This window comes from Providencia alcalifaciens (assembly GCF_020271745.1).
Classification (GTDB): Bacteria; Pseudomonadota; Gammaproteobacteria; order Enterobacterales; family Enterobacteriaceae; genus Providencia; species Providencia alcalifaciens_B.
In genome coordinates this window covers 2,189,290-2,209,863 of record NZ_CP084296.1, presented here as the reverse complement: position 1 = coordinate 2,209,863, position 20,574 = coordinate 2,189,290, and the positions used below count along the sequence as shown (strand labels likewise).

Here is a 20,574-nt window from a genome sequence, read left to right as displayed (position 1 = left end):
TTATACCTTAAAGAAACTTGAATCGGGACGCCAGCACTAATCTGGGGATATTAATAAAACCGTAGAGAGGGGGATGATTATCAGAAAAAATTGTATTGAGATAGAATGGAATGCTGAAAAAACAAAAAATAGCAGCGGCTAAACCAGCCGCTACTATAATAATAAAATCAATGTGTTAGTTGATCTCTTTAACGTCCACACGCAACTCTTTTGGTACTTCAAAAACGATATTCTCTTCTCGTCCTTGTAGTTCAACCACGGAGTCTGCGCCCAACTCTTTAAGCCTATCAATCACTTGGCGGACTAAAATATCCGGCGCGGATGCCCCTGCAGTTAATCCGATAATTTTCTTATCTTTTAACCAATTGGTTTGAATATCTTCAGCGCCATCAATCAGAAATGCGGCTTTCCCCATCCGAGAAGCTAATTCAGCTAAACGGTTTGAGTTTGACGAATTTTTCGAACCGACGACTAACACGATATCGGCTTTCTCCGCTAACTCACGCGCGGCTTCTTGGCGGTTCGTCGTTGCATAGCAAATATCGTCTTTACGAGGTCCCACAATATTTGGGAATCGACGAGTGAGTGCATCAATCACATCGGAGGTATCATCCACTGAAAGCGTCGTTTGCGTCATAAAACTCAGGTTGTTTTCATCTTTTACCTGTAGATTCCAAACGTCTTCTGGGCTTTCAACAAGATACATTCCCCCTTCAGGATTGTTGTATTGCCCCATTGTCCCTTCAACTTCAGGGTGCCCTGCGTGACCGATTAAAATCGCTTCTTTACCTTTACGGCTTGCACGAGCCACTTCCATATGTACTTTGGTCACTAATGGGCAGGTGGCATCAAATAGCATGGTTAAATCGCGGGAACGGGCTTCTTGGCGAATGGCTTGTGAAACGCCATGGGCTGAAAAAATTAAAATAGAGCCATCAGGAACTTCAGAGATTTCTTCAATGAAGATAGCGCCACGCTGACGTAAATCATCAACCACATAGCGGTTGTGCACCACTTCATGGCGAACATAAATCGGAGCGCCATAAATTTCTAAAGCGCGTTCAACAATACTGATTGCACGGTCAACACCCGCACAAAATCCACGAGGATTAGCCATTAATATTTGCATGGTGACTCTCCAATTGTGGGTCTATTTCTAGCACTTCAATTTCAAAGGTAATTTGTTGCTCAGCAAGAGGATGGTTAAAATCAACGGTAATTGATTCCCCTTCGATAGCTTTCACGACGCCCGGCATTTCGCTCCCATTCATGCCCGTAAACAGCATGATGGTGCCAATTTCAGGGATCCCTGTTTCCATAAAATCACGCAATGAAAAGTATTGCACTAAGTCTGGATTATGTTTCCCGAATACCGTATCCCCTGCTAAGGAAAATGTTTTCTTTTCACCTTCAGATAGCCCAATAAGTTGTGCTTCTAATTCTGGCGACAGTGAATCATTTCCGAGAGCAAACAACGCAGGCTTTCCTTGTGCGTGAGAAGAATCCGCCGTGGAGCCATCTTCTAATTTCAGAGTGAAATGCAGTAAAACAGAACTCTGCGCCTGTATTTGAGTAGACATAATCTAAACCTGTTTTTTATCATAAAGTTCAGCCCGACTATCGTCGGGCTGAGATGATTAATATGCAATATTGGGTTTTATCAACCTATCGCGCTATCTGTTCTATTTAGTATCTTGCTGTTTGGGTTTATCCGGCAAAAAGCCTTCAAAAATCACCAATGCCGCACCGATACAAATGGCCATATCCGCCAAGTTGAAGGTCGGCCAGTGCCAGTTTCCAACATAAAAATCAATGTAGTCAACTACAAAGCCATGCACTAAACGGTCAAATAAATTACCGATCGCACCACCAATAATTAACGCATAAGCAATATTGCTCAGGCGTTTTTTCACGCTTTGGCGATACATCATCACCATTAACGTAATGGAGATGGCAATAGCTATTCCAGCAAAGAACCAGCGCTGCCAGCCGCCTTCATCCGCCAGAAAACTAAATGCCGCACCAAAGTTTTGAGCGTACATAAGGTTAAAGTACGGAATTAAAGGGTGTGGTTCGTACAGAGTCAGCTCTTTTAAGACCAATTGCTTAATTGCTAAATCTGCAACGATAATCACAACCGTCAGCCACAGCCAACGCAAACCAGTAGAGCAAATAGGTGTCTTCATTAAGCAAACTTACGTAATTCACCGTTTCCGGCTACGTTAGTCACACAGCGACCACAGATTTCAGGTTGTTCTGCCACTGCACCAATATCACTTGCATAATGCCAGCAACGAGGGCATTTTTCCCCAGCCGCTTTACTGAAGGCAATTTTCAGGCCTTTCAGTTCACTGTCTTGAGCATCCGCTGGAGCCGTTGCAATATCAGCCACACTCGCTTGAGAGGTTAACAGCGCAAAACGCAACTCATCGCCTAAGCTGTTTAACTTAGCGGCTAATGCGCTATCTGCATATAAAGTTACCGCAGCTTCTAACGAGCCACCAATGTGCTTATCTGTACGCGCTTGCTCCAGAACTTTGTTCACTTCGCCACGTACAGCTAACAGATCAGCCCAGAAACTATCATTCATCGCTTCTGATTCGTCTAAACCAAATAAGCCGTTATACCACTCTTCAGTCAGAACAAACTGAGAACGTTTACCCGGTAATTCGTTCCAAATTTCATCCGAGGTGAAGGACAGAACAGGTGCAATCCAACGAACCAACGCTTCCACGATATGGAACAGTGCAGTTTGGCAACTACGACGCGCAACGCTATCACTTTTCGCTGTGTACTGGCGGTCTTTGATAATATCCAGATAGAACGAGCCCATTTCGATAGAGCAGAAATGCATTAAGCGTTGGATAACACCTAAGAAATCATACTCATCGTACGCTTTCGCAATCTCTTTTTGTGCTTCTAATGCACGACCAACTGCCCAGCGATCTAACACCACCATATCTTCTGGTTTCACCATATCGGTTTCTGGATTGAAACCATTTAAGTTGGCCAGTAAGAAACGCGCGGTATTACGGATACGACGATAAGAGTCCGCTGCACGTTTTAAAATTTCATCAGATACCGCGATTTCGCCCGTATAGTCGGTTGATGCCACCCATAGACGCAGGATATCTGCACCCAGCTTGTTCATCACATCTTGCGGACTAACTGTATTACCTAACGATTTAGACATCTTACGACCTTGACCATCAACGGTAAAACCGTGGGTCAGAACTTGGCGGTAAGGTGCTTTGCCTTTCATCGCAGTAGACAGCATCAGAGAAGACATGAACCAACCACGATGTTGGTCAGAACCTTCCAGATACATATCCGCAGAGTTACCATGGAATTCAGGACGGGCGTCAACGACAGCAAAGTGGGTGGATCCTGAATCGAACCAAACGTCTAATGTGTCTGGTACTTTACGATAAGTTTCAGCATCAGCGCCCAGCAATTCAGCAGGGTCTAAATCCCACCATGCTTGGATACCATCAACTTCAACGCGCTTAGCGACTTCTTCCATCAGCTCTAAAGTACGCGGATGCAGTTCTTCAGTCTCTTTGTGCACGAATAACGACATTGGGGTACCCCAAGTACGTTGACGTGAAATACACCAGTCAGGACGGTTTTCAACCATTGACTCGATACGTGCACGACCCCAGCCAGGGATCCACTGAACAATGTCGATCTCTTTCAGAGATTGTTTCCGCAGGCCGTTTTTATCCATGCCGATAAACCATTGTGGTGTCGCACGGAAAATAACTGGGGTTTTATGGCGCCAGCAACATGGATAGCTGTGAGAGATAGCTTTTTTGTACATCAGTAAGCCTTTCTCATTTAAAATTTCCAGCACCACATCGTTAGCTTTGAAAATAAATAAACCGTCTAATGTTGGGTAGGTATTTGGTAAGAAGCAGCCATCTGGCCCTACTGGGTTCGCCGTTTCTAAACCATATTTTTGTCCAACAACATAGTCTTCAGGACCATGACCTGGCGCTGTATGTACCGCACCAGTACCCGCATCTAAGGTGACGTGGTCGCCTAAAATTGCAGGGACATCAAAGCCCATAAATGGATGAGCGAAACGAAGTAACTCTAATGCGCTACCTTCACACTCGCCTAATACTGTCCATGACTCAACACCAACAGTCTTCATGACTTCTTCAACTAGGTCAGTTGCCAGAATGACTAAATCGCCATTCGCATCCACCAGAGAGTATTTGAACTCTGGGTTCAGAGAGATTGCACGGTTAGCGGGTAGAGTCCAAGGTGTTGTCGTCCAGATCACTAAAGATGGTGTTTTATCGCTAGCAACACCAAACTTTTCGCAAACGGCTTTGCTATCTACCGCAGGGAAGCGAACGTAGATAGATGGAGATGTTTTGTCGTAATACTCAACTTCCGCTTCAGCTAATGAAGAACCACATGCTGTACACCAGTGAACAGGTTTTGCACCTTTCACTAAGTGACCATTTGCAACGGTTTTCGCCAGTGCACGGATGATATTCGCTTCGGTTTTAAAATCCATAGTCAGGTAAGGTTTGTCCCACTCACCCAACACGCCTAAACGGATAAAATCAGCTTTTTGCCCTTCAATTTGCTCTTTGGCATATTCACGGCATTTTGCACGAAATTCAGCGGCGGAAACTTTTTCCCCTGGTTTACCTACGATTTGTTCAACTTTGTGTTCAATAGGTAAGCCATGGCAATCCCAACCAGGGATGTATGGGGAATCAAAGCCCGCCAACCCTTTGGATTTAATAATAATATCTTTGAGAATTTTGTTTACTGAGTGACCAATATGAATACTACCGTTAGCATACGGAGGACCATCGTGCAGAATAAAGGTTTTCTTGCCCGATTTTGCTTTACGGATTGCCTGATACAAACCTTCTTTGTACCAGCGCTCTAACATCTGTGGTTCGCGTTTAGCGAGATCGCCACGCATTGGGAACCCTGTTTCTGGTAGATTCAGGGTATTTTTATAGTCACTCATCGATTCTCAGTTCCAATTTTCCGCTAAATTATCTGATTCCAATTGCTGCGAGATATTCTCTGGCTGCAACTACATCATTAGCAATTTGCTCCTTCAGCGCGTCCAACGAAGCAAACCGCTGTTCGTCACGTAATTTTTTACGTAACACAACATCAATATGACGCCCATATAAATCCATATGTGCATCAATCAGATGGACTTCTAACTGGGTACCTTTTCCAGATACCGTTGGGCGTGTGCCAATGTTTGCCACGCCCGGTACAGGCTTATCGCCCAGACCATGAACTTCTACAGCATACACGCCAGTCACCGGTGTGACTAAACGTTTTAATGGTAGGTTTGCTGTCGGAAAACCTATCGTACGACCTAGCTGATTACCGTGAACTACACGTCCACTAATGCGGTATGTGTGACCTAATAAATTTTCAGCTAATGTCAGATCATTGTTTTGTATCGCTTTACGGATCGCCGTGCTGCTGACGCGCACACCTAAATCACAAAAGCTTTCGGTGTCTGCGACTTCAAAACCAAACTTTTGACCGGCTTGCTGTAAAAAAGAAAAATCCCCCATCCGATTTTTTCCGAACCGGAAATCATCACCAATGGCGAGGTATTTCACACCGAGTTTGTCGACTAATAAGTCAGACACAAAAGCATCTGGCGTTAATGAGGCAAAATGCTGGTTAAATTCCACACATAATAGATAATCGACCCCGCTATCAGCAAGATACTTCACTTTATCTCTTAGGCGTGTCAAACGCGCAGGAGCCTTATCACCCGTAAAAAATTCAAGGGGTTGTGGTTCAAATATCATCACAACAGTTGGTAAACCTAACTGTTTACCCTTGAGCTTCAAATTTTGAAGTAATACTTGGTGCCCACGATGAACACCATCAAAATTACCAATAGTCAGTACGCAACCATGATGGTACGACCGGATATTTTGTATACCGCGAATTAGCTCCATAACTGGCTCAATACCGAGGAAATTGCAGAATTATACCTTGTACGACGCATAAGGTTAACCTAAGTTCGTAAAAGCTTTCATTAAACCCTATTTTTTTGATCACTACACTATTTAATCAGATGATTTTACACTGCTAAGCATCTTTCTGCACGACACCGCGCCGCTGAATCTGATCATTGTCGATAAGTAAATCAAAAAAGTTTGGATAACCAATAGATTATCAATACAACAAATTGACGCTGAGATCTCTAAAAATATTTAATTTTTATAGTTTTCTTATCATCCATTTTGTATAACCAACCTAAGTGTACAAAAAACACTCTAGTTATAATGTAATTTCATCTTGACGAACGTTTGATATCACTAAAAAATTTTTTTCTGAAAAATGATTTAAAATATCTTCTATCAATTATGCTTTTTTTCACGCGAAGATCTGTATTCTTCTGATATTTGCTGATAGAATCTTGCACCATTCACAACGCATTGACATCGAAGTACACGATGTTTATTTGCACAAATCCATTGACAAATGAAGGGCGAAAGGGCATATTCCTTGACCTTTAAATTGTCCTCAATAGAATACATTTGGGAGTTGGACCTTGGCTAATATCAAATCAGCTAAGAAACGTGCCGTTCAATCAGAGAAACGTCGCCAGCACAACGCTAGCCGTCGCTCTATGGTACGTACTTTTATTAAGAAAGTTTACCTTGCTATCGCTGCAGGCGATAAAGAAGCAGCTCAGAAAGCATTCAATGACATGCAACCTCTTGTTGATCGCCACGCTAGCAAAGGCCTGATCCACAAAAACAAAGCAGCACGTCATAAAGCTAACTTAGTTGCTCAAATCAAAGCAATGTAATTTCGCTTCTTGATTATAAAAAACCGGCTTAGGCCGGTTTTTTTGTCTGCTAATTTCTTACCTTACACTTCCACTTTCCGCTCTAAACTTTCTGTTCTAAGCCATCGAACGGCGCTGAAAATAACTCAGAAAAATCTTTGTTGCAGACACGTTGTACCGCTGGGTGCTGGATCATTCTTTCCGCAAAAATCACGTAATACTCTTCTTTTACGCTATCTAAGCGGCCAATTTCTTGCACTTCATGATCGGAAAAAATATCTTTTGCATATAAAGATGGCGCCACGAAAATGGCATTGTGATACATCCCGAATGCTTTCATTAATGCTGCATCATCAAATTCACCAAGCACTTCAACTTGCAGGTTTTTATTGCGGATCCATGTTAATAAATGGCGGCCAAGCATCGAACGACGCCCCGGAATTAATAACCTGCGTTCTTCTAGACATTCAGGGAATGGTTTCTTCGGTACTGGCTGACGGCAGAAAAAACTGACGCTGCATTCGCCTAATTTAACAGAGAACAGCCCCTCTTGCTGTGAAGAGTCCACAGGGCAATCCGATAAAATCATGTCCAACTTGTGCTGGCTTAATTGCTCCAGTAACAGCTCATGAGTCGATTCAAAGCAACGTAAATGAATTTGCTCATGTTCGACAACTGCCGTTTCTAGTACACGACTGACTAAACGTTTCGATAATGCGTCAGCTACACCCACATCAAACAGCAGATTAGATTCTCGGCTATAGTTGACGATATCCAGCATTTCTTGGCTGAGCATAAACATTTTGTCAGCATAACGAAAAATCAGTTGTCCCAGTTCAGAAGGCACTAGCCCTCGACCTTGGCGTTTAAATAATTTGCCACCTAACCGTTCTTCAAGCGCTTTAATTTGCCCAGTAATTGTCTGTGGAGTCAGGTAAAGAGCCTCAGCGGCACCGACAACAGAGCCTTCTTTGCAAACATGCCAGAAATAATAAAGGTGGTTAAAATTAAGATGTGAAACCCGCATATCGATTCCTTTTGTATCGCCAATAATGACCGCAGTACATAATGACCTCAGTACATACTGACCATACGCTTTACCCGTACCCCGTAATCGGGAGTTATAAGTTAAAATACCCGCAGTATGCAACTCATACCGCGGGCATATCATAGAAGATTAACTCGAAAATTCTTACTAATAATTACGTCTATTATGTTTATTTTGCATCGCTGTGTGAAACTTTTGGTTTCGGTAACACTACCCTTAACATAAAGTACCCTAACAATGCAGCGGTTGTTGAACCAATTAAAATACCCAGTCTCGAGTAGGTACTATACACTTCATCAAGCCCTTCAAAAGCAAGGCCTGTGATAAAAATAGACATAGTAAAACCGATCCCACAAAGCACAGAAACAGCAAACACTTGCTTCAAGTTAATCGATGCTGGCAATTTAGCCAACCCTACTTTTACCGAAATCCAACTAAATAAGAAAATACCGATAGGTTTCCCCAGTATCAACCCCGCTGCAACACCAAGCGGTAATGGGCTCATTAAGCCATCAAGGGTGATACCATTGAGCTGCACGCCTGAATTTGCAAATGCAAAGATAGGCAATATGAGATAAACAACCCAAGGATGCAACACATGCTCTAATTCTTCCGACGGTTTTGTATTATTAGTCCCTCTTAATGGAATTAAGAAACCAACAATCACTCCCGCCAGAGTGGCATGAACACCTGATTTCAAAATACAAACCCACAAGACTAGGCCTATCACCAAGTAAGCTGCGGTATTTTCAACTCGTCGCCAGTTCATTAGACAGAGTATTGCCACACACAGTGCCGCTAAACTCAATGCGATTACAGAAACTGAGCTAGTGTAGAAAAAGGCAATAATCACAATGACACCAAGGTCATCAATGATAGCTAATGCCAATAAAAATACTTTGAGCTCCGTAGGAACACGCTTACCTAATAACGCCATCACACCCAACGCGAACGCAATATCTGTTGCAGCAGGGATAGCCCAACCTTGACGAGTAATATCGTCAGCACCATTGAACGCTAAGTAAACTAACGCTGGTGCAATCATTCCGCCCACAGCCGCAATTGCTGGAAATATCGCTTTATCACGTCCCGCAAGAGATCCCTCTAATAACTCGCGCTTTACCTCTAAACCAACAACCAGGAAAAACACGGCCATTAAGAAATCATTAATCCATAGAATCAGAGGTTTATCTAATTCAAATGTTGAGATTTTAATGGCTACCGGAATATCTAAAAATTGCTGATAAGCTCCTTGTAATGGCGTATTAGCCATTATTAAAGCGACAATGGCAGCAATAATTAGGAGTAGCCCTCCTGCTGCTTCTAACTTTAAAAATTTACGAATAATTGCTGTCATATGAATAACCTCAAAAAATATTTTTGAATGTTAATATTATGATAATCATTAATTCGTAAAAAATCGTTTATTTATCCATTAATGATCGTAATTTCCGAATATTTAGCAACTGAGATCACAACGAATGATAATAAATCGTTAATTTAACTATAGGCAACTATTCTAAAAATCAAAAATAAATTTACTGGATAAATCACGTTAAATATTCAACTTTTTTAGAGATTAATGAAAAATGACCTTTGCAGATAGTCAAAAAAATCGTTTATTTTTTTATTTTCGAAGCCCTTCGCAAAAATAAAAGTCCCTACCCTCTCTTTCTTGCGTGCCGCTTCATAAAAAAGACGCTTTATGTGATACTCGAGCCACTCTTAGGCAATCACTGTCTCTATATTATGTCTCTCTACGTTCTGCTTTCTGTGCTATTTGCCGCGTTTTGCCATGCAAGTTGGAATGCTCTGGTTAAATTTGGTAATGACCGCTTCTTTGGTTTGGTGATGATTGCCGTTTTTTCTGGGATTTTAACTATTCCAGCTCTCTTTTGGTTTGGGCTACCGTCTCCCGATGCTGTCCCATGGCTAGCGTTGTCAGTATTATTTCACATCGGTTATATCTATTTTCTCAGCCAAGCTTATAACCATGGCGATCTCAGCCAGATTTACCCTATTTCTCGCGGCTCAGCCCCTTTAATCACCGCGTTATTAAGCATTGTTTTATTCAATGAATCCTTACCACTTATGAGTTTTGTCGGGATTATTTTCATCATTTCAGGCGTAGTAGCCATTGCATTTGCTGGCCGAAAATTCTCTTTGAACATCAAAGGTAAAGCCCTTATTTTTGCACTGTGCACCGCCTTTTTTACGGCTTGTTATACCCTCTCGGATGGATATGGTGCGAGAGCCAGCCAAGATCCCGTTGTTTATACCCTATGGCTATTTTTATTAAATGGCGCAGTACTCGCTATCCCCGGAGTGATGAAATACAAAAGTTCGCTACTACACGGATTTAGGCAATATTGGCGCTCAGGCTTGCTTGGCGGGTTAATGCAGCTCATTAGTTACGGCATCGCAATCTGGGCAATGAGCCAAGCCCCCATCGTACTCGTTGCTGCTATTCGTGAAACTAGCGTACTTTTTGCTATGTTTCTTTCCATTGTATTCCTTAAAGAGAAATTCAATGGAATGCGAGTTCTCGCCTGTATTGTCATCTTACTTGGGGTGTTACTGGCGAAACTATCCAGTTAAGATAGTGGTGCTTAGAATATGAGTTTTACATCCTATATTTGATACCCATAATATTTGATACCAATAACTTTTAGCCCTATTTTTCATTGAGTCATGAGGTAAGAATGACATTACTCCGATCTCTCATTGCCATATCGATGATGGCAGCACCTATCGCGGCACTTGCCACCACTCCAGCGGATTTAATCATTGTTGATGGTACCGTTTTAACCATGGATGCCAATAATCAAGTTATTGAGAATGGGACCGTTGTTATTGATAAAAATAAAATTATCGCAGTTGGTGGCCCTGAACTTGCTACGCAATATACTGCCAAAAAACAGCTAAATGTTGATGGCGATATTGTCATGCCTGGGTTAATCAATACCCATACTCACGCGTCAATGACCGTATTTCGTTCCCTTGCTGATGATGTACCCGACCGTTTACACCGTTATATTTTCCCATTAGAGAGCAAGATGGTTTCCCGTGAGATGGTGCGAGTAGGCGCTAACTTAGCTAACGTCGAGATGGTCAAAGGCGGCGTCACGACTTATGTAGATATGTACTATTTCGAAGATGAGGTTGCGAAAACTGTCGATAGTATTGGTATGCGAGCGATCCTTGGGGAATCTGTGATCAAATTCCCGGTTGCTGATGCTAAAAATGCAGATGAAGGTATCGCTTATGCAGTGAATTTTATCAACCAATACAAAGACCACCCTCGCATTACGCCAGCTTTTGCTCCTCACGCACCTTATACCAACACCACTGAGCATCTACAGAAAATCGCTAAGCTTTCTCAAGAACTTAATGTTCCAGTGATGATCCACTTAGCGGAAACCGACAGAGAACAAGAGGAAATTGCTAAACGTACTGGCGGAAAAAGCCCAGTTCAATATATGGCGGATATCGGTGCCCTGAATAACAACGTGATTGCCGCTCATGCCATTATGGTTGATGAAAACGATATCGACCTACTCAAACAGTATGATGTCGGTGTGGCACATAATGTCAGTGCGAATACCAAATCAGCCAAAGGTGTTGCTCCAGTGACTGCGATGTTAGCGAAAGGGGTTCGTGTGGGTTTAGGAACCGATGGCCCGATGTCCAGCAATACCTTAACGACCATGAACGAGCTAAATTTAGTGGGTAAAATTCATAAGCTCGAAAATAAAGATAGAGCTGCAATGCCTCCAATTACCGTGGTTGAATTAGCAACCAAAGGCTCCGCGAAAGCCATTCACATGGAAGATAAGCTAGGCTCTTTAGAAGTGGGGAAATTAGCGGATATCATCGTTGTCGATACAAAATCACCAAATATGGTACCGATGTATAGCCCTTATGCAGCACTGGTTTATGGTGCGAATGCTTCCAATGTGCGCCATACCATTGTGGACGGAAATCTATTAATGGAAGACCGCAAAGTGCTCACCGTTGATGAGAATGCGATTGTGAAAGAGGCTCTGCAATTTGCTGATCAAGTTCGTAAAACCGTGGTAGCCAGCGGTGAAACAGTGAAATAAAAAAATGGCTGATTCAGTGTTTCACTGGATCAGCCATGATTCTTAACTTAGAGATTAACCCTTATTTATTGGTTAAATCATCAAAGAATTTTTTCACGCCATCTAAGAAGCGTTTTGAACGTGGGCTATTTTTCTCCCCACCGGTGCCGCCTAATGACTCACCAAACTCTTTGAGTAACTCTTTTTGTTTCTCATTTAGTTTGACTGGGGTTTCGACAACAATGTGACACATTAAGTCACCTTGCATACCACCACGTACTGACTTCACGCCCTTACCTTTCATACGGAATGTTTTACCCGTTTGGGTTTCCGCAGGAATTTTCAGTTTAACGCGACCATCAAGGGTTGGGACTTCAATTTCGCCACCCAGTGCTGCTGCTGCAAAGTTGATTGGCACTTCGCAATGTAAGTTATTACCATCACGCTCAAAAATATCGTGCGGTAAAACATGCATCTGAACGAATAAATCCCCTGCTGGTGCACCATTCGCACCGGCTTCACCTTCACCCGATAAACGAACGCGGTCACCCGTATCAACCCCTGCTGGGATCTTAACGGATAAGGTTTTGTATTTCTCAACGCGACCTTGACCATGACATTTGTTGCATGGGTCTTTGATGACTTTCCCACGGCCATGACAGGTTGGGCAAGGCTGTTGTACCGAGAAGAAACCTTGGCGCATGTGTACTTGGCCCATACCGTGACAAGTTTGGCACGTATCTGCGCTAGTCCCTGGTTTTGCACCGCTACCGTGGCACACATCACAGCTTTCGAGCGTTGGGATACGGATCTCTTTGGTCACTCCACGGACTGCTTCTTCAAGAGTCAGTTCCATGTTGTATTGTAGATCAGAACCACGGCTTGGGCGCTGTTGACGACGACCGCCACCAAAAATGTCACCGAAGATGTCACCAAAAATATCACTGTTGAAATCGCCGCCACCAAAGCCGCCGAATCCACCGCCGCCACCCATACCACCTTGTTCAAACGCGGCATGACCATATTGGTCGTAAGCGGCACGTTTTTGCTCATCGGACAGGACTTCGTAAGCTTCTTTTATCTCTTTAAATTTCTCTTCAGATTCATCTTTGTTTTCCTGATTGCGGTCAGGATGGTATTTCATTGCTAAGCGCTTGTACGCTCGCTTGATGTCTTTTTCTGAAGCATTTTTTTCGAGGCCTAAAACCTCATAAAAATCTCTTTTCGCCATTTATTTTTCCCTTAACATGCAGACACGGGCGCAGAGTTCCCTCGACGCCCGTGTCCGGTATCAGTCACTATTTAACATTATTGCGATAGTCACTGTGCCCGCTAAGGGCCTTATTTTTTGTCTTTGTCGTTAACTTCTTCGAATTCAGCGTCAACAACATCGTCATCTTTCTTCGCTTCTGCACCTGCACCCGCAGCGCCCGCTTGAGCTTGTTGCTGTGCAATTTCCAGAAGTTTTGCAGATGCCGTTACCAGCGCTTGGATTTTCGCTTCGATATCTGCTTTATCTTCACCTTTCGCTGCGGCTTCTAGTTCAGATGTCGCTTTTTCGATGTTTGCTTTATCTTCAGCGGGTAATTTGTCACCGGCTTCTTCGATTTGTTTACGAGTACCGTGAACCAGCTGGTCAGCTTGGTTACGAGTCTGTACTAACTCTTCGAATTTACGGTCTGCTTCAGCGTTAGCTTCTGCATCACGTACCATTTTTTCGATTTCTTCGTCGTTCAGACCAGAAGACGCCTTAATGGTGATGTTTTGCTCACGGCCGCTGTTTTTGTCTTTAGCAGAAACGTGCAGGATACCATCCGCATCGATGTCAAAAGTCACTTCGATTTGTGGCATACCGCGTGGCGCAGCTTGAATACCATCTAAGTTAAACTGACCCAGTGATTTGTTATCACTCGCACGTTTACGCTCACCTTGCAGTACGTGAATGGTCACGGCTGCTTGGTTATCTTCCGCAGTAGAGAACACTTGGCTGTGTTTAGTTGGGATTGTGGTGTTCTTCGAAATTAACGAAGTCATCACGCCACCCATGGTTTCGATACCTAAAGACAGTGGAGTTACGTCAAGTAACAGAACGTCTTTAACATCACCCGCTAATACACCACCTTGTACTGCTGCACCCATTGCAACGGCTTCGTCTGGGTTCACGTCTTTACGTGGCTCTTTACCAAAGAAATCAGCAACAACTTTCTGAACCATTGGCATACGAGTCTGACCACCAACTAAGATAACGTCGTTGATGTCACCTACGCTTAAACCAGCGTCTTGCAGAGCAACTTTAACTGGCTCCATAGAACGTTTAACTAAATCTTCTACCAGTGACTCCAGTTTTGCACGAGTCACTTTGATGTTCATGTGTTTTGGACCTGTCGCATCCGCAGTGATGTATGGCAGGTTAACGTCAGTTTGTTGAGCAGAAGACAGCTCAATTTTTGCTTTTTCAGCAGACTCTTTCAGACGTTGCATTGCCAGTGGATCGTTACGCAGATCAACACCTTGCTCTTTCTTAAACTCGTCAACTAAGTAGTTGATTAAACGAGTATCGAAGTCTTCACCACCTAAGTGAGTGTCACCGTTGGTTGCCAGAACTTCATAGGTTTTTTCGCCATCAACTTCATCGATTTCGATGATGGATAAGTCGAATGTACCACCACCTAAGTCGTAAACCGCGATAGTACGGTTGCCAACTTCTCTATCTAAACCGTAAGCCAGCGCTGCTGCTGTTGGTTCGTTGATGATACGTTTTACTTCTAAACCAGCGATACGACCCGCATCTTTAGTTGCTTGACGCTGAGCATCGTTAAAGTAAGCTGGAACAGTGATAACTGCTTCAGTTACTGGTTCACCCAGATAGTCTTCCGCTGTTTTCTTCATTTTTTTCAGCACTTCAGCAGAAACTTGTGGTGGTGCCATTTTTTGGCCTTTCACATCTAACCACGCATCACCGTTATCAGCCGCTACAATTTTGTATGGCATGATAGATACGTCGCGCTGAACTTCTTCGTCTTGGAAACGACGACCGATCAAACGTTTGATCGCAAATAATGTATTTTCTGGGTTAGTTACAGCCTGACGTTTTGCTGGCTGACCAACTAAAATTTCACCATCTTGTGTATACGCAATGATGGAAGGAGTAGTTCTATCACCCTCGCTGTTCTCAAGAACACGTGCAGTAGTGCCATCCATAATTGCAACGCATGAGTTAGTTGTACCTAAATCGATACCAATAATTTTACCCATTTAAAACGCCTCCAAAGGAATTCTTTTCATTTAATTTCGATATCAATCTATATAAGGCTCAATATTTCATTTTCAAGGGAGTTTTTACTTCAACCTTAATTTTTTTTGCAACCTTAATTTTTTTTTGCAATTCGCAATAATTTAGATTGATAACTGTTGATGTCTTAAAGATGGGGTCACAAATTCATTCATCAAGGGGGAAAACTAAAAAAGTTTTACATTTAATGCAAAAAAACCCGTCTCTTGATCATTGTTTCGACAATTAAAACTGCGTATTATGCGCCTCCCCCTTCTATGGGGCTACAAATATTCACCATATCTATTTGATTTTTAAATACTTTACCAGAGGTTATATGCAATCTAGTTCGCTTGCCAATCCAGGCCCACTCGGTTTATTGGGCTTTGGTATGACAACAATCCTGCTGAATATTCACAATGCAGGCTTTTTCCCTCTCTCATCTGTAATTTTAAGTATGGGAATTTTCTATGGTGGTATCGCGCAAGTGATTGCTGGGCTTATTGAATATAAGAAAGGCAATACGTTCGGTGCGACTGCATTTACCTCTTACGGCTTCTTTTGGCTTGCGTTAGTCGGTCTACTGTTTTTACCGACCATGGGATTAGCCGAAGCAACTGACCCTGCATTTTTAGGGGTGTTCCTGCTTTTATGGGGGATCTTTACTTTCTTTATGTTCTTAGGCACCTTCAAAGCAAATTTCGTGCTGCAATTTATCTTCGGCAGCTTAACCGTACTGTTTGCAATGTTAGCAGTAGGTAATTTGACCAACAATGCCACGCTGCTTCAATATGCGGGCTATGAAGGAATTATCTGCGGTGCGAGCGCATTCTATTTGGCTGTTGCTGAGATCTTAAATGAGCAATATGGCAAAACCATCCTGCCAATTGGCCAACGTAGCTAATTTCTAAGATTGATAAAAGTTGTAACGAAAATTATCAGGCAGACGTGACGTTCTGCCTGATTTTTTAGACGAGATTACTCGGTAGTGCGAATAGCAGACTTTGGACGGAAAGCTTTAACGATGCTTTCGTCTGTTTCAATATATGGACCATCAAGTAATTGAATGCAGTATGGCACACTCGCAAAAATGCCGGATACCAATACATTTCCTTCTTTATCTTTCAGCCCTTCTAAGGTTTCAGCAATCGCCTTTGGCTGTCCCGGTAAGTTTAAAATCAGTGACTGATTGCGGATCACGCCAACTTGACGAGACAAAATCGCTGTCGGCACGAACTTCAGGCTAATTTGGCGCATCTGCTCACCAAACCCAGGCATTTCACGATCAGCAACCGCAAGGGTTGCGTCTGGAGTGACATCTCGGCGAGCAGGACCCGTACCACCTGTGGTCAGGACTAAATGACAGGAAAATTCATCCACCAGCTCACACAACGTTTGCTCTATCATGACTTGCTCATCAGGGATCAAGCGAGTTTCTAAACGAAAAGGGGTGGTGATGGTTTTCGTTAGCCACTCCTCCAGTGCTGGGATCCCTTTATCTTCATAGATACCGCCTGAAGCACGATCAGAAACCGACACCAGACCTATGCGCAACTCATTCATACAAACCTCAAAAATTAATCATTTAAATTCGTTCATTTGGCGAGGAAATACTAACTTAATTAATACCAAGCCAATAATGATAAACATGGTGCATCATACCATTAAGTCGAATGCCTGACAGCGTCGTGTTTGTGTCGAAATGTGGAATTGAGAGTTTAATCAATGAAAAAACAGCATAAAAAAAGCCCAGTCAGTTGACTGGGCCTTTAACGAAAAATGGTGACAAATGATAATTACAGCAGCGCTGCAATCATTTTTTCCAGTTTTTCTTGGTCTACAGCAAACTTACGGATACCGTCAGACAGTTTATCAACCGCCATTGGATCTTGATTATGCTGCCAGTAGAACTCAGCCTCAGTCAGTTTAGCGCCTGGCTCTTGAGTTTTACCTTCATCTTTCAGTTTACAAACCAGTTCGCCTTGTGATTCAGACAGCTCTTTCAGCAGTGCTGGAGAGATAGTCAGACGGTCACAACCTGCCAGCTCAATGATTTCACCCACGTTACGGAAGCTTGCGCCCATCACGACGGTTTTATAACCATGTGCTTTATAGAAGTTGTAGATTTCAGTAACAGAAACCACGCCTGGATCTTCATGTGCAGCAAACTCTTTTTTATCTGTGTTTGCTTTGTACCAGTCAAGGATACGACCTACGAATGGAGAGATCAGGTAAACACCAGCTTCCGCACAAGCACGCGCTTGAGCAAAAGAGAATAATAAAGTTAAGTTACAGTTAATGCCTTCTTTTTCCAGTTTTTCCGCCGCGCGGATACCCTGCCAAGTAGAGGCTAATTTGATCAAAATGCGATCGTTGCTGATACCAGCTTCGTTGTACATTTTCATCAGACGGCGAGCTTTAGTAATACACGCTTCTTCATCATAAGAAAGACGTGCATCAACTTCTGTTGAAATACGACCTGGAACTAATTTTAGAATTTCTAAACCGATATTAACAGCCAGTTTGTCACATGCATCAACAACTTGTTGTTCACGGTTATCGCTTTGCTTACGCGCCCACTCTACCGCTTCATCAATTAATTTACGGTACTCAGGAATTTGTGCAGCATTTAAAATCAGCGATGGGTTAGTCGTCGCATCTTGTGGTTTGTACAGCTTCATCGCTTCGATGTCGCCAGTGTCGGCAACAACAGTTGTCAGACTACGTAAGGAGGTTAGTTTGTCGGTCATTTCTTTAATCTCGTTGTTATACCCGTCATACTTCAAGTTGTAGGGGTGTTGGCTACATTCACTCACCCTAGTCACATACTTATGTATGCTCCTAGGAATTCGTTCTCTTGCCGCCTACCTACAACTTGAATTATTTAGGGTAAACCCGCCATGCTTCGAGTTGTAGGGGTGTTGGCTACACTGATTAGCCACACTTCTGCAACTTAAACTACTTTGTGTATTATTAAGGAATTGAGGCTAGCGCCGCACCGTCCCATGATAATATCACGCATCTACGTTGCTGCAAGCGAGGAAATCTCTTGGAAAGCAACTATTTGATCAGCAATCGTTTTCGCAGCAGAATTTAAAACTGAATCCATTTAGCTCCTATAAATTATTAAACCAGTAGAGCAAACAATGAAAATGGAATCTACTTATTGCAGCAATTCACCATTCTAATTAATTTTTTGCTACAGTAGGCAATAATTCTACTTTCACAAGGGTCAAGTTATGCTGATTACTATTTCACCTGCCAAGACATTAGACTACGAAAGCCCGCTCACCATCGACACTTTTACTCAACCCGAGCTACTCTCTGAGTCTGAAAAACTGATTAAAGCATGCCGAAAACTCACGCCAGCGGATATCGCAAGCTTAATGAAAATTAGCGATAAACTTGCAGGGCTGAATGCGGCGCGTTTTGGTGAATGGCAACCAAACTTTTCCCCAGATAATGCACGCCAAGCCATCCTCGCCTTCAAAGGGGACGTGTATACCGGCATGCAAGCCGAAACGTTTTCTCCCGCTGATTTTGAATTTGCTCAGCAACATTTACGTATGTTGTCTGGTCTGTATGGTGTGCTGCGTCCATTAGACTTAATGCAGCCTTATCGCTTAGAAATGGGGATTCGCCTTAAAAACAGTCGTGGCAAAGATTTATATGAATTTTGGGGAGATATCATCACTCAGCATTTAAATAAAGCACTGGCAGCGCAAGGGGATAATATCCTCGTTAATTTAGCTTCTGATGAATATTTTAAGTCTGTGAATACCAAAAAATTGGACGCTGAAATTATTAAACCCGTTTTCTTAGATGAGAAAAACGGTAAATATAAAGTCATCAGTTTTTATGCAAAGAAAGCTCGCGGATTAATGAGCCGTTTTATTATTCAAAATAAACTGACTAAATCCGAACAGCTATCTGACTTTAATTTAGAAGGCTACCAATTTGATCAAGCGCAGTCGAAAGGTAATGAATTAGTCTTTACTCGACCTGAGCAAGCTTAATCATAGACTCACTTTGTTGGCTTATAGGGAATGCATCACACCCTATAAGCCTCATACTCAATATACGATATCTTATTTCAAATCCCCGTCACAATCTGGCGATAAAATAATCATTTCTTAAGCTGTATAGCATTCTTTCACCAGTGAGCTCGACAGCGTTATGCCAAAATTCGAGTAAATCTTTGCCATTTATTTTGGAGGTGAGCCATGCCATATTCTGCTGCGTCACATCGTTACACAGATATGGAATATCGTCAGTGCGGTCGGAGTGGATTAAAGCTCCCCCTTGTCTCTTTAGGGCTTTGGCATAATTTTGGTGACAACAAGCCAATTGATAACTGTCGAGCGATGTTAAAACATGCCTTTGATCATGGGATCACCCATTTTGATCTCGCCAACAATTATGGCCCTCCTCCAGGCTCCGCAGAACAACAATTTGGCCGCATCCTACAACAAGATTTTCGTCCTTATCGCGATGAAATGGTGATCTCCTCCAAAGCAGGTTACACCATGTGGGAAGGGCCTTATGGTGATTGGGGCAGTAAAAAATATTTAGTTGCCAGCCTCAATCAAAGTTTAAAAAGAATTGGGGTCGATTATGTGGATATTTTCTATCACCATCGACCTGACCCTCAAACTCCATTAGAAGAGACCATGGCAGCCCTTGATTTGATCGTTCGGCAAGGTAAAGCGCTTTATGTGGGAATTTCGAATTACCCAGCAGAAACCGCGCAAGAAGCTATCCGTATACTCGATCAACTGGGTACCCCTTGCCTTATTCACCAACCTAAATACTCCATGTTAGAACGTACCCCAGAAGAAGGTCTCCTCGATTTGCTCGAAGAGGAAGGTGTCGGCTCGATTGCCTACTCACCACTTGCCGGAGGTATTTTAACGGATCGCTATCTCAATGGCATTCCCGCTGATTCCCGCGCAGCAGGTAACCCATCACTACCGCCAGAAAGGCTTACTTCTGCCATTTTAGCAAAAGTTAAAAAACTCAATGAATTAGCCTTAAATCGTGGGCAAAAATTGAGTCAGATGTCATTAGCTTGGTTGCTGCGCCATGACCGCATTACTTCCGTACTTATCGGCGCAAGCCGTATCAGCCAAATCGATGATGCACTCGGCATGATGGAAAATCGTGATTTTAGCCAAGATGAATTAAAAGCCATTGAGCTGATCCTCGAAGATTCAATTTAAACCCGTTCTATCGCTATCCCTTAAAATATATTTAAGGGATAGCTTTCTATTTATTATCTTTAATTTAAATACAAACGAACGAATAACATTCTGGTTTATTATTTTATATTCACCCAAAACAAATTTGAGTTATTAATTAATCGATAACATTC

General features: G+C 42.7%; 17 protein-coding genes. 6 read left to right on the top strand and 11 right to left on the bottom strand.

The window, feature by feature from the left end; translation table 11 throughout:
- Positions 1-175: 175 nt before the first annotated feature.
- From ispH to ribF, 5 genes are all read right to left on the bottom strand, one after another.
- A complete protein-coding gene (ispH, locus tag LDO51_RS10105; protein ID WP_225574453.1) occupies positions 176-1,129 on the bottom strand; it encodes a 4-hydroxy-3-methylbut-2-enyl diphosphate reductase in 954 nt (317 codons plus the stop codon).
- On the bottom strand, positions 1,110-1,580 hold the full coding sequence (gene fkpB, locus LDO51_RS10100) for an FKBP-type peptidyl-prolyl cis-trans isomerase (protein WP_036950308.1): 471 nt from the start codon (positions 1,578-1,580) through the stop codon (positions 1,110-1,112). The genes ispH and fkpB overlap by 20 nt, the downstream gene beginning before the upstream one ends.
- A 102-nt stretch (positions 1,581-1,682) precedes the next feature.
- On the bottom strand, positions 1,683-2,186 hold the full coding sequence (gene lspA, locus LDO51_RS10095) for a signal peptidase II (RefSeq protein WP_225574452.1): 504 nt from the start codon (positions 2,184-2,186) through the stop codon (positions 1,683-1,685).
- A complete protein-coding gene (gene ileS, locus LDO51_RS10090; protein WP_225574451.1) occupies positions 2,186-4,996 on the bottom strand; it encodes an isoleucine--tRNA ligase in 2,811 nt (936 codons plus the stop codon). The genes lspA and ileS overlap by 1 nt, the downstream gene beginning before the upstream one ends.
- A 28-nt stretch (positions 4,997-5,024) precedes the next feature.
- A complete protein-coding gene (gene ribF / locus LDO51_RS10085) occupies positions 5,025-5,963 on the bottom strand; it encodes a bifunctional riboflavin kinase/FAD synthetase (RefSeq protein WP_225574450.1) in 939 nt (312 codons plus the stop codon).
- Positions 5,964-6,562: 599 nt separating this feature from the next.
- Here ribF and rpsT point away from each other — a divergent pair.
- Positions 6,563-6,823, top strand: a complete 261-nt coding sequence (gene rpsT / locus LDO51_RS10080; protein ID WP_036950300.1) for a 30S ribosomal protein S20 — start codon at positions 6,563-6,565, stop codon at positions 6,821-6,823.
- 82 nt (positions 6,824-6,905) lie between these two features.
- On the opposite strand, the gene nhaR is transcribed toward rpsT, so the two are convergent.
- Positions 6,906-7,829 carry a transcriptional activator NhaR gene (gene nhaR / locus LDO51_RS10075; RefSeq protein WP_225577254.1) on the bottom strand — a complete coding sequence of 308 codons (924 nt, stop codon included), beginning with the start codon at positions 7,827-7,829 and terminating at the stop codon, positions 6,906-6,908.
- A 190-nt stretch (positions 7,830-8,019) separates the two neighbouring features.
- Complete coding sequence (nhaA, locus tag LDO51_RS10070; RefSeq protein ID WP_225574449.1) at positions 8,020-9,207, bottom strand: Na+/H+ antiporter NhaA; 1,188 nt, start codon at positions 9,205-9,207, stop codon at positions 8,020-8,022.
- A gap of 392 nt (positions 9,208-9,599) precedes the next feature.
- Here nhaA and LDO51_RS10065 point away from each other — a divergent pair, with 392 nt between their 5' ends.
- Positions 9,600-10,448: an EamA family transporter gene (locus LDO51_RS10065; protein ID WP_225574448.1), complete on the top strand. Its 849-nt coding sequence runs from the start codon at positions 9,600-9,602 to the stop codon at positions 10,446-10,448.
- A gap of 137 nt (positions 10,449-10,585) precedes the next feature.
- Positions 10,586-11,953, top strand: a complete 1,368-nt coding sequence (locus tag LDO51_RS10060; RefSeq protein WP_423810976.1) for an amidohydrolase — start codon at positions 10,586-10,588, stop codon at positions 11,951-11,953.
- 61 nt (positions 11,954-12,014) lie between these two features.
- On the opposite strand, the gene dnaJ is transcribed toward LDO51_RS10060, so the two are convergent.
- On the bottom strand, positions 12,015-13,163 hold the full coding sequence (dnaJ, locus tag LDO51_RS10055) for a molecular chaperone DnaJ (RefSeq protein ID WP_225574446.1): 1,149 nt from the start codon (positions 13,161-13,163) through the stop codon (positions 12,015-12,017).
- 110 nt (positions 13,164-13,273) lie between these two features.
- Positions 13,274-15,187: a molecular chaperone DnaK gene (dnaK, locus tag LDO51_RS10050; RefSeq protein ID WP_225574445.1), complete on the bottom strand. Its 1,914-nt coding sequence runs from the start codon at positions 15,185-15,187 to the stop codon at positions 13,274-13,276.
- A 353-nt stretch (positions 15,188-15,540) separates the two neighbouring features.
- Between dnaK and satP the strand changes: the two genes are divergently transcribed.
- Positions 15,541-16,107: an acetate uptake transporter gene (gene satP, locus LDO51_RS10045; protein WP_225574444.1), complete on the top strand. Its 567-nt coding sequence runs from the start codon at positions 15,541-15,543 to the stop codon at positions 16,105-16,107.
- A gap of 74 nt (positions 16,108-16,181) precedes the next feature.
- Here satP and mog read toward each other — a convergent pair whose 3' ends face one another.
- Positions 16,182-16,766: a molybdopterin adenylyltransferase gene (mog, locus tag LDO51_RS10040; protein WP_225574443.1), complete on the bottom strand. Its 585-nt coding sequence runs from the start codon at positions 16,764-16,766 to the stop codon at positions 16,182-16,184.
- Between the two features lie 233 nt (positions 16,767-16,999).
- On the bottom strand, positions 17,000-17,953 hold the full coding sequence (gene tal, locus LDO51_RS10035) for a transaldolase (RefSeq protein WP_225574442.1): 954 nt from the start codon (positions 17,951-17,953) through the stop codon (positions 17,000-17,002).
- A gap of 489 nt (positions 17,954-18,442) precedes the next feature.
- Here tal and yaaA point away from each other — a divergent pair, with 489 nt between their 5' ends.
- Together yaaA and LDO51_RS10025 are read left to right on the top strand one after the other, a co-directional pair.
- Positions 18,443-19,219, top strand: a complete 777-nt coding sequence (yaaA, locus tag LDO51_RS10030; RefSeq protein ID WP_225574441.1) for a peroxide stress protein YaaA — start codon at positions 18,443-18,445, stop codon at positions 19,217-19,219.
- Positions 19,220-19,426: 207 nt separating this feature from the next.
- Positions 19,427-20,422, top strand: coding sequence for an aldo/keto reductase (locus tag LDO51_RS10025; protein ID WP_225574440.1), 996 nt, complete (start codon positions 19,427-19,429; stop codon positions 20,420-20,422).
- Positions 20,423-20,574 lie beyond the last annotated feature (152 nt).

Excerpts from the sequence above, each read along its gene's own strand:
- ispH (WP_225574453.1), bottom strand. The coding sequence starts at position 1,129 with ATGCAAATATTAATGGCTAATCCTCGTGGATTTTGTGCGGGTGTTGAC.
- fkpB (WP_036950308.1), bottom strand. The coding sequence starts at position 1,580 with ATGTCTACTCAAATACAGGCGCAGAGTTCTGTTTTACTGCATTTCACT.
- lspA (WP_225574452.1), bottom strand. The coding sequence starts at position 2,186 with ATGAAGACACCTATTTGCTCTACTGGTTTGCGTTGGCTGTGGCTGACG.
- ileS (WP_225574451.1), bottom strand. The coding sequence starts at position 4,996 with ATGAGTGACTATAAAAATACCCTGAATCTACCAGAAACAGGGTTCCCA.
- ribF (WP_225574450.1), bottom strand. The coding sequence starts at position 5,963 with ATGGAGCTAATTCGCGGTATACAAAATATCCGGTCGTACCATCATGGT.
- nhaR (WP_225577254.1), bottom strand. The coding sequence starts at position 7,829 with ATGCGGGTTTCACATCTTAATTTTAACCACCTTTATTATTTCTGGCAT.
- nhaA (WP_225574449.1), bottom strand. The coding sequence starts at position 9,207 with ATGACAGCAATTATTCGTAAATTTTTAAAGTTAGAAGCAGCAGGAGGG.
- LDO51_RS10065 (WP_225574448.1), top strand. The coding sequence starts at position 9,600 with ATGTCTCTCTACGTTCTGCTTTCTGTGCTATTTGCCGCGTTTTGCCAT.
- LDO51_RS10060 (WP_423810976.1), top strand. The coding sequence starts at position 10,586 with ATGATGGCAGCACCTATCGCGGCACTTGCCACCACTCCAGCGGATTTA.
- dnaJ (WP_225574446.1), bottom strand. The coding sequence starts at position 13,163 with ATGGCGAAAAGAGATTTTTATGAGGTTTTAGGCCTCGAAAAAAATGCT.
- dnaK (WP_225574445.1), bottom strand. The coding sequence starts at position 15,187 with ATGGGTAAAATTATTGGTATCGATTTAGGTACAACTAACTCATGCGTT.
- satP (WP_225574444.1), top strand. The coding sequence starts at position 15,541 with ATGCAATCTAGTTCGCTTGCCAATCCAGGCCCACTCGGTTTATTGGGC.
- mog (WP_225574443.1), bottom strand. The coding sequence starts at position 16,766 with ATGAATGAGTTGCGCATAGGTCTGGTGTCGGTTTCTGATCGTGCTTCA.
- tal (WP_225574442.1), bottom strand. The coding sequence starts at position 17,953 with ATGACCGACAAACTAACCTCCTTACGTAGTCTGACAACTGTTGTTGCC.
- yaaA (WP_225574441.1), top strand. The coding sequence starts at position 18,443 with ATGCTGATTACTATTTCACCTGCCAAGACATTAGACTACGAAAGCCCG.
- LDO51_RS10025 (WP_225574440.1), top strand. The coding sequence starts at position 19,427 with ATGCCATATTCTGCTGCGTCACATCGTTACACAGATATGGAATATCGT.